We start from the raw sequence: 9,747 nt of genomic DNA, 5'->3' as shown, positions 1-9,747 counted from the left end.
TACGGGCGGTGGTGCAGGCGGGGCAGCGATCGACCGATCAGTCAGCCACGGCGTAAGCGGTGTGTTTGGCCAACGAAGGACAGGCGGGTGGATGGCTGCCTCGTCCGTGCATGGCGATCATGGCGGCAGCGCTGAAATAGCTGAGGCGATCGAACATGGCGTGGCTTCCCACGCTGGGCGGGTCGAGCCCCTTGCTGTGCAGCAGATCGTGCAGCACATGTTCCATCGCATTGCGGCGTGTGGCGGTGGTGCTGTAGGTGAGGCTGATGGTGATGGACGGCTCGTCGCCGGTTTCCACCATGTGCGGGCAGGTGATCGGGATGTACACGCCCATGCCGGGCGACACGTCGAACACGGTGGCGCGCTCGCGCAGCGATTCGTCCCACTTCACCTTGTCCAACTCGTGCCTGGCGTGGAAGCACTCGCGTGCGCGCTCGTTGCATGCCACCGCATCGTCCATGTCCCACACATAGACCTTCTTGGTGCCATGGATCTGCAGCAACATGCCGTGGTTGCGATCGATGTGGAATGGCGTGGTGGTGTGCGGCGAAGCGACGAAGATCCAGCCGGCGCGGTAGTACATGCCGGGGTCCTTCGCTTCGACGTGTGGCTTGACCGAGTCGAGGGCGAGATCCACCAAGGCGCGATACGTCGGGTCGGCCTGAACGTGGCGCAGCAGCATCCACGCCTTGGCATCGTTGATGCCTTGCAGCGTGTCGGTAACGGAGCGTCGATTGGGATACAGCCGCGCCACGTCGTCGAAGTTGGCGTCGGCACCGGCGTTGTTGTTGAAGGTGAAGAGATGACTGCTGCCCTGGAAGCGCTTGCCCAGCGCCACGAGCTGGTCGGGTTGCAGCAGGGGGTGGTCGGTCAGCGCGTGACGCAGCCCTTGCGTGTGCAAGGGGTCGAAGGATGACCAATCCAGTTCGATCAGAGCAGCCGTGTCGGCGTGCATGATGTACAGCCTCCCCCGCGTGGTGCGGTACCGACTCGCTCAGCGAGTCCCCCTGGTGATGCGGCAGGTGCTGACGGATGCCTTGCCAGAGCGTGGCGACCGGCAGTTCTGCATTGCCCGGAATGGCTGTGATTGTCGGCTGATCGAGTGGGTTTTTCCCTAGACCATCCCGTCTATTCCTGCCCCTATCCCTTACTGCCTATACCTCGCACGCATGCGTGCGACGGGCTGGAAAAACGGGTGTATGGCTACTTGGCCTGGAAGGCGAACAGCCACAGGATGGCGCCCTGGATGGGTGCCCCGACCCAGCTCACGCGATAGGTGCCGGCGGCATCCACTTGCCGGTACGCCACGGCGCATTGCACGCCGCTGTTGTCGGGCAGCATGAGGTAGCTGTCGATGAGGGTGAAACCGTTATCGGGCTTTACCGTCATGCGTTTGACGCCGGCATCGCCCCACCATACGGCGACCAGGGTGGCCGGCCCGGTGGTGGTGACGCTCGCGCTGGTGAGTACGAGGCCGGCCGGTGGGTAGTTCTGCGCTACGGCCTGCAAGTTCCCCGCATGGGTGATCTCGATGAAGGGCGCGGAGATTTCACCCTCGGGGTAGCCGGATTTATCGATGCGCACGGTGTGGCCAGGGCCACCCTTGCCGGCCTCCGCTACATAGGCGCTCACGCTGAACGCGCCGTCGTAGCCGTTGTAGACGGGGCGCCCGCCAATGCGCTTCCAGCGATTGCCGTAGCTGTCTTCCGGGGTGTTGGCGTTCTTGGCATAACCGCCATTGAGCACGAGGAACGAGCTGCCGGTGGCTTGGGTATCGATGGCCTGGGTAACTGCGGGGTTGGTGCCCATGCCTTCGGAGTGGGTGAGCAGGGTGTGCGCGCCTAGTGCTGGCGGTGGCGCGGCCACGGGTGTTTGCGCCGATGCGCTGCCGGCGAGCAATACGGCCATGATGTGGGCCCATGGATGGCGCTTGGGAGATCGTGAATACGCGCTTAGAAACTTGGATATTGCGATTGACATGGCCCTGTGCCCAGAATGCTTTTCAGCGCCGGCGCGATGCATGGCGTTCAACGGTATTGCCACCCGGAGGGGAAACCGGCTTGGCCAGCGAAACCGATTTTCTCGACATGTACCGAACGCTGGGCTTGCGCCCGGGGTGTTCGTTGCCGGATCTCAAGCAGGCGTATCGGCGCCATGTCTCTCGCATGCATCCGGATCGCCGGGGCGACGCGCCCGCCGACCCGGTGGCCGCGGCCAAGTTGCAGCGCCTGATTGCCCAGTACGACGCGGCGATGGCGTTCGAGCGCGAGCACGGACGCCTGCCGGGGTCGGTGACCCGCGTGCGCTTCGCCGTGCCCGAGACGGCGTCGCCATCGTCGCCATCCATTCTGCCCGGGCCGCGGCGATCCGCATGGCGCCTCCCGGTATGGGCGTTGTTGCTGCCCGCGGCCGCCTTGCTGGCACTGGGTTGGGACATGGTGGGCCGACCGGCGCCGGTACCCGCAGCCGTGTCCACCGACAACGCGGAAGAGGCGCAGCCGCAGGCCGCCAGCAGCACATCGGCGGGTACCTTGGCGCTGGGCATGTCGCGCGACGACGTGCGAGCGACCTTGGGCGAGCCGCTTGCCGTGCACGGCGAGCAATGGGAGTACGGCCCATCGTGGGTACGCTTTGAGAACGATCGCGTGGTCGACTGGTATAGCTCGCCGCTGCATGCGCTCGGTGCCGTCGGGTCCACGCCTAACTCCACGCCAGCCATACCTTCGGGCTCCGGAAATTGATGGCACGCTGGCGCGCGGGGCACGCGCCAGGCGTGGCCGGCTGGGTCGCGTGGACCGCCGATGTCATGGCATGAGTGAACGCGCCTAGCGCGCGCCACGCCCAAACAGCACCACTTCCACCGTCTGGATGAGTATCAACATGTCCAGCAGAAGATTGTGGTTTTTCACGTAGAAAAGATCGTATTTGAGCTTCTCGGCGGCCTCTTCGACGGTGGCGCCGTAGGGGTAGCTCAGTTGCGCCCAGCCGGCGAGGCCGGGCTTCATGCAGTGGCGCAGGTTGTAGTAGCGAATCTGCGCTTCCAGGTTGGACACGAACTGCGGGCGCTCCGGCCGCGGCCCCACGATGCTCATGTCGCCCTTGAGCACATTCCACAATTGCGGCAGCTCATCCACGCGTAGCTTGCGACTGATGCGGCCCACGTGGGTGACGCGGTCGTCGTTCTTGCTGGCCCAGCGTGCGATGCCGTCGCGTTCGGCATCGGTGCGCATGCTGCGGAACTTGAGCAGCATGAAGGTGCGCCCGTGCGCACCCACGCGCTCCTGCCGATAGAGAATGGGCTGGCCCGGGCCGGACTCCACGCAGATGGCGATGGCTTCCAGCAACATCAGCGGCCAGCACAGCAGCAACAGCATCGCGGCGGCGGCGAGATCGAAACAGCGCTTGCTCAACTGGCGCAGCGGGGTGCCGTTGAAGCCGCCGGAGAACACCAGCCAGGAGGGGTCGAGCACGGTCAGTTGCAGACGGCCCGATTCGCGCTCGAAGAACGAGGTGAGGTCGGTGATGGTGGTGCCGAGTTGCCGGCATTCGAGCAGGTCGTCCATGGGCAGATGGCCGCGGCGATCGTCCACACCCACGACCACTTCGTCGATCTGCTCGCGCTGTACGTAGGTGCTCAGGGGCAGGTTGGTGCGGATCAGGTGTTCGGCCGGCACCACCACCTGCTCGCTGGCATGGGGGATGTAGCCGACCACGCAGAAGCCGCGGCGATCGGTGCGGCGGCGCATCTGGAAATGAATTTGCGCCGCGCGTTGTCCCGCGCCGAGGATCACCACACGACGCTTGAGCGCTTCCACTTCCACCAGTTGCAGGAAGAACACGCGACACGCCAGGACAAGCAGGAAGCCCAACGTGAGCGCGATGGCCAGCACACCGCGACCGACATAGGCCTGCGGCACCACGTAGTAGCCGACCACCAGCAAGGTGCCGCCGAGCACGAATGCCACCGCCTGGCGCGCGAGCAGGCCAAAGCGGGTCATGCGCATGTGCGCCTGATACTGGCCCATCGCCACCATGCCGATCACGATCACGATGGCGAACACCAAGGCGCGTTCGGGCAGGTGATGGGTAAATTCGGCCAGGCCTTCCGCATCGCGGAAGTAGCGGGCGTAGGTGGCCATGCACAGCGAGGCAGCCAGCAGGAGCAATTCGCAGAGCCCCAGCAGCATGAGCCAACGCACCGATTGCCGACGCAGAAAACGAAGCATCCGGTCCCCCTAACCCCCAAGTTCGACAAGTCCCTTTCGTGGCAAAAAGGCTAACGCGAGCCTTTCGGGAGTGTCGATGCAACTTAGGTAAGACGGCGTGGCTACCGTTCGGCTGTCTCAGCGGTGTTACACCTTTGGCCGTACCGCACGCCGATTCAGCGAAAACGCGTTCGGCCGCTGGCGGCGACGACGCTCTGGGTGTGGCACCCCGTGAATCATGGGGCGCTTCGATGGCTCGATGGATACCCGATGCGCCTACGCCAAAACGCCAGGGGGCTGGCGGTCATGCCTGTCTGGAACCGATCAGGGGATGACGAGCGAGGAGATGGTCGGCGATAGAGTGGCCCGATCCCCCGGGCTAGGTAGTACGTGCACGGTCAGCCGGGTGACCGTAGCCGGCGCGGCCAGGGCGCCACTGAGGCTGTCTGGCAAGGGCAGGGCGTGGATGAGGCAGGCGCTTGCCTGGGGTGCCGTTGGCGGCGGATCGATCAGTCGGCCTGCATCGGCGGCGATGCTGTTGGGCGCCTCGCGCAGGCCTACGCCGAACGCCTTGAGCAGGGCTTCCTTGCGCGTCCACACGTGCAACAACGCTTCGTCACGCAGCTCGACTGGCAGTCCTTCGATCGCCTGGGCCTCGCTGGGGGCGCACAGCACGCTTACGAGGGCGTGCAGCCCTGGGCGAGGTGGCGCTTGTTCGATGTCCACGCCCACACAACGCGCACGCGCCAAGGCGATGGCGACGTAGGAGCCGCTGTGACTAAGACTGGTGGCGTAAGGCGTGTCGGGCAGCAACGGCTGGCCGCTGGGTGAGGTCGCCAGGCCGACGGCCGTTACTTCGCGCTCCAACACGGTGGCGATGGCCAGGCGCCATAGCGCATGCGCCAGCACGTAGGTTTCTCGATGTTCGGCCTTGTGAAACCGACAGGCCCGCTGTTGCTCCAGCGGGCTGAGCCACAGTTGCGCGTCGTCGAAAAAGTGACGCCATGGGCTGCTGTCGAACACCAGCACGTGGGCAGTATCCACCGCTATGCCGTTGGCTAGCGCCTTGCGAAACATGGGCTCGGCCACTTCGCGCAGCGAGGAAGCGGGGAAATGGAAGGTCGGCATTTCCGTTCGCGCTACAGCAGGCCCGTACTGGCGCAACCGGTCAGCACGCCGCGCAACTCATCGGCCAAGCGCAGGCTCAGCGCCACAATGGTGAAGGTCGGGAAGGCCCAGCCGCCCGTGGGAAACACGGAGCTGCCGGCCACGTGGAGATTGTCCACGCCATGCACCTTGCCGTGGCGATCCACCACACCGCTGCGTGGGTCGTCGCTCATGCGGGTGCTGCCCATGTGGTGCGCCGTGCCATGCACAACGGGCACGGTACAGCCGTCGTCGGCCAGCCAGGGCTCGAGTTCGAAATGTCCGTTGCAGGCGCGCGCCAGCTCATGCCCGGCCATGTTGGCGGCGCTGCGGTAGGTGTAGCGGTCCAGCGGGGTGAGCTGCCAGTCCACGCGTACCTTGGGTTGACCCAGCGCATCGAGCGCATCGCCGAGCATCACTCGGCTGTCGGGGTTGGGCGCTTGTTCGAAAAAGCCGACCAGCTCGATATGGCTGCTGGCAACGGCGGGACGATCGGTGAGCTTGTGCACGGCCGCGCGGGCAATGTCGCCGATGCCCAGGCCGAGCTTGAGCGCGGTAAGACTCAAGCTGGATGGTGCGCCGATGGTTTCCGTGGCGGGGCCGTTGCGCATGGCCGCACACAGGCGCGCCTCCAGCGCGGCGTTCTCGTCCAGCACGGTGTGCCGCAATGCGGAGCGCAGTTCGCGCAAGGCGCGAATCCCGCGTGGCATGGGGCCTTCCACGGCGAATGGATGTACCCGCCCATTGAGCACTCGATGGCGCCGCTGGTAGAGCTGCGACAGCGCAATCTCGGGGAACACCGCGTGCTGATTCTTGCGGTGCTGTCGTTCGTACGGGCGCGATACGCGGTGCGGCGCATCGGTGGTCAGCGTGCCGAGCCTGCCGCTTGGGTGATCCATGAAATAGCGGCCCACCATGTCGTGCCGGTTGCCCAGGCCTTGCGGCACGACCGACCGGGAGAGCAGCAACAACCGTGCATTCTCGATGCCACCGCAGGCAAGCACGTAATGGCGAGCACGGATGATGCTGCGGTGGCCTTCGAGGCTGCCGATGCGCGCGGCGCGTACCGCGTCGCCATTGGCCGTGGCTTCCAGCTCGAGCAGATTGGCGTGCAGTAGCACCTCGACATTGGGCGCGCGTTCCAGCACCTGCCGATAGGCATCGCCGAACAACAGCGGGCTCTTGGCGAAAATGGGATTGAACAGCTTGCCATCGTCGAACACGATCGGCGGACGCGGTGTAGGGCCGTCGAAGCTGCCGTCACCAAAGCGATAATCGTCGATGCCGCAGTATCGCCGCGCCTGCGCGTAGTAAGGCTCCAGCTCCGCGAAGCCGATGGGCCAGCCGCTATGCGGCACCCAGTCGCGAGCAGAAAGGTCGTGGCTGCTGAGGGGGATGCAGCCGCCGCCCCACAGGTTGCAACTGCCGCCGAAAACGCGCATGCGCGAGCTCTCTGCGTCAAAGGGTACCGGCCCGACCGATTGCCCTTCGTACAGGGCTTGATTGCGTTGCTCGCCGGTAAGGCCGCCGCTCTCCAGCAGGCATACCCGCACGGGTGTATCGATGAATGCCTGGGCGATGGCGATGCCGGCCGCGCCGGCGCCGATCACGCACAGGTCTACTTCCTTCTCGGCCGGGTATGCGCCGCTCGTGTAATCGATAATCACGCCTTTCCCCCAAGGAACACATTTCCATTGCGACGTGGAGTTGCACTTGCGGCTCGTGCCTTTCGGCGCGGGCGCGTGTTCCGGGGAAAGGGCCTTGGCGGCTTTACACGCCGTAGTACGCGCGATACCAGCGTACAAAGTTGTCCACGCCGGTTTCTACCGACACCTGCGGCCTATACCCAACGGTCTGTATCAGGTCTGTTACATCCGCCTCGGTGTCCGGCACGTCACCGGGCTGCAGCGGCAGCAACTCCATGATGGCCTTGCGGCCCAAACATTGCTCCAGCACCTCGATATAGCGCAGCAGTTCCACCGGACGCTCGTTGCCGATGTTGAAGAGGCGATAAGGGGCTACGCCACTGGTGGCGGGGTCGGGCTGGTTGCTGTCCCAGTGCCCGTCGATGGGGGGCACCTTGTCCAGCGTGCGCACCACACCTTCCACGATGTCGTCGATGTAGGTAAAGCTGCGTTTGTGCTTGCCGTGGTTGAACACGCGGATCGGTTCACCGGCCAGGATGGCGCGGGTGAACAGGAACAACGCCATGTCCGGGCGGCCCCACGGGCCGTACACGGTGAAAAAGCGCAGGCCCGTGCAAGGGATGCCATACAGATGCGCATAACTGTGCGCCATCTGCTCGTTGGCTTTTTTGGTGGCCGCGTACAGCGTCAGCGGATGCTCGGCCGATTTGTGTTCGGAGAAGGGCATGGCCGTATTGGCGCCGTAGACCGAACTGGTCGAGGCATACACCAGGTGCTCCACGCCATGATGGCGGCAGCCTTCCAATACGTGCAGAAAACCCACCACGTTGCTGCTGGTGTAGGCATGCGGATTCTGTGCCGCATAACGCACGCCGGCCTGCGCGGCCAGGTGCACCACGCGTTGCGGGCGATGGGTGGCGAAAGCGCGCTCCATGGCCTCGCGGTCGGCGAGGTCGGCGTGGATATGCGCGTAGCCGGGGCGCTCGGTGAGCAGGGCCAACCGCGCCTTTTTGAGATTGACGTCGTAGTAATCGTTGAGGTTGTCGAGGCCGACCACCTCGTCACCGCGCGCCAGCAAGTGCTGTGCGACATGCGAGCCGATGAAACCGGCGGTACCCGTGACCAGCACTTTCATGATCTGTTCCTGAAAATCAGAGTCGGCCGTCCACGGCATCGCGCGGCAGCACGTACTTCACATCGTAGACCACCGATGCAGGTTTGCCGAACGCGCGAATGCCTTGCACGCCCAGATCCACGAACTGTCGATGGCCTACGGCGATGATGACGGCATCGTAGCTCGCGGTGGCGGGCTCGCCCACGGGCGAAAGACCATATTCGTGTTCGGCTTCCGTGGTATTGACCCACGGATCGTGCACGTCCACCTGCGCGTTGTAGCTGCGCAACGCTTGCACGATGTCTACCACGCGCGTATTGCGCAGGTCCGGGCAGTTTTCCTTGAATGCCAGGCCCAGCACCAGCACGCGCGCCTGCACCGGGTTGATGCCCTTGCGCACCATCAGGCGAATGACCTCGCTGGCCACGTAGGGGCCCATGCTGTCGTTGGTGCGGCGACCGGCCAGGATCACATCCGGGTGATGGCCGACTTCCTGCGCCTTATGGGTGAGGTAATAGGGGTCCACGCTGATGCAGTGGCCGCCCACCAAACCCGGACGGAACGGCAGGAAATTCCACTTGGTGCCTGCTGCCTGCAACACTTCCAGCGTGTCGATGCCCAGCTTGTTGAACAGGATGGCGAGGTCGTTGACCAGCGCAATGTTGAGGTCGCGCTGGGTGTTTTCGATGACCTTGGCGGCCTCGGCCACCTTGAGCGAACTGGCGCGATGCGTGCCGGCCGTGATGATGGAGCCGTACAGTCGATCGACAAAGTCCGCGGTTTCCGGCGTGGAGCCGGACGTGACCTTGAGGATGCTGGTGACGCGGTGCTGCTTGTCGCCCGGGTTGATGCGCTCGGGGCTGTAGCCGGCGAAGAAATCCCGGTTGAACACCAGGCCCGAGCCTTTCTCCAGGATCGGCACGCACACTTCCTCGGTGCAGCCGGGGTAGACGGTGGACTCGTACACCACGATATCGCCGCGCTTGAGCACTTGGCTCAGTGTTTCGCTGGCGCGTATCAGTGGTGTGAGGTCAGGGCGCTTGGCCGAGTCGATGGGCGTGGGCACGGTGACGATGTAGACGTTGCGGTCGGCCAGGTCCGCGAGCTGGTGGCCGAAGCGCAGGCGCTCGGCCTGGGCCAGTTCCTCGGCGCTCACTTCCAGCGTGCTGTCGCGGCCGGCGCGCAACTCGTCGATGCGTGACTGGTTGATGTCAAAGCCCAGGGTGTCGTAGCGCTTGCCAAACTCGACGGCCAGCGGAAGGCCTACATAGCCCAGGCCAATGATGGCGAGTTTGGTGTCTTCCAGGTTTTCCATGCCGGATCCCGCTGTCTGGTGTGGTGGGTTGGCGCCGATCAACGTATCCCCGATGCCATGTTCCGGGCGGTTCGCGAGCGTGCCTTGCCCTCGCGCCTCACGGGCTTCGTGCCCGGCGAAGCGGCCGGCCCGTCACATGGCGTCGGCGGCGCAAGGCTAACAGGGTCGAACGACTTTTCCGCTAGGCCAGAGGTTGCTTGCCAGAAGGCTGATGCGGGCAATGTGATGCCCTTTGCCCTCCTACAGCCGCTGAGGGGTGCCATCAGGTGCGGGCGATACCGCTCGCAAGAGCCGCCATTCCTGCGGGCGGTCCCAAGGGAT

8 protein-coding genes are annotated in these 9,747 nt (G+C 64.7%); 1 reads left to right on the top strand and 7 read right to left on the bottom strand.

All coding sequences use genetic code 11. The features are described 5' to 3' along the window. Positions 1 to 37: 37 nt before the first annotated feature. Positions 38 to 955 carry a cupin-like domain-containing protein gene (locus AC3G2C_RS11515; RefSeq protein WP_488384752.1) on the bottom strand — a complete coding sequence of 306 codons (918 nt, stop codon included), beginning with the start codon at positions 953 to 955 and terminating at the stop codon, positions 38 to 40. A gap of 248 nt (positions 956 to 1,203) precedes the next feature. Beyond that, positions 1,204 to 1,908 carry a hypothetical protein gene (locus tag AC3G2C_RS11510; protein ID WP_488384751.1) on the bottom strand — a complete coding sequence of 235 codons (705 nt, stop codon included), beginning with the start codon at positions 1,906 to 1,908 and terminating at the stop codon, positions 1,204 to 1,206. Between the two features lie 152 nt (positions 1,909 to 2,060). On the opposite strand from AC3G2C_RS11510, the gene AC3G2C_RS11505 reads away from it, so the two are divergent. Next, positions 2,061 to 2,741 carry a DnaJ domain-containing protein gene (locus tag AC3G2C_RS11505; protein WP_488384750.1) on the top strand — a complete coding sequence of 227 codons (681 nt, stop codon included), beginning with the start codon at positions 2,061 to 2,063 and terminating at the stop codon, positions 2,739 to 2,741. 84 nt (positions 2,742 to 2,825) lie between these two features. Here the strand turns inward: AC3G2C_RS11505 and AC3G2C_RS11500 are convergent, their stop codons facing one another. From AC3G2C_RS11500 to tviB, 5 genes are all read right to left on the bottom strand, one after another. Further along, the gene (locus AC3G2C_RS11500) at positions 2,826 to 4,226 is read right to left on the bottom strand and encodes a TIGR03013 family XrtA/PEP-CTERM system glycosyltransferase (protein ID WP_488384749.1); all 1,401 of its coding nucleotides are present in this window, start codon (positions 4,224 to 4,226) and stop codon (positions 2,826 to 2,828) included. Between the two features lie 303 nt (positions 4,227 to 4,529). Then, positions 4,530 to 5,333, bottom strand: a complete 804-nt coding sequence (locus tag AC3G2C_RS11495; protein ID WP_488384748.1) for a 4'-phosphopantetheinyl transferase family protein — start codon at positions 5,331 to 5,333, stop codon at positions 4,530 to 4,532. Between the two features lie 11 nt (positions 5,334 to 5,344). Further along, entirely contained in the window at positions 5,345 to 7,018 is a 1,674-nt protein-coding gene (locus tag AC3G2C_RS11490) for a GMC oxidoreductase (RefSeq protein ID WP_488384747.1), read from the bottom strand. Positions 7,019 to 7,121: 103 nt separating this feature from the next. Then, positions 7,122 to 8,132, bottom strand: coding sequence for an NAD-dependent epimerase (locus AC3G2C_RS11485; RefSeq protein ID WP_488384746.1), 1,011 nt, complete (start codon positions 8,130 to 8,132; stop codon positions 7,122 to 7,124). 16 nt (positions 8,133 to 8,148) lie between these two features. Further along, complete coding sequence (gene tviB / locus AC3G2C_RS11480) at positions 8,149 to 9,426, bottom strand: Vi polysaccharide biosynthesis UDP-N-acetylglucosamine C-6 dehydrogenase TviB (protein WP_488384745.1); 1,278 nt, start codon at positions 9,424 to 9,426, stop codon at positions 8,149 to 8,151. Between the last annotated feature and the right edge of the window lie 321 nt (positions 9,427 to 9,747).

The sequence above is a fragment of the Frateuria sp. sgz306004 genome, assembly GCF_057750885.1.
Note: the sequence above shows the minus strand (reverse complement) of the source record. Positions and strands in the feature narration are given on the sequence as shown.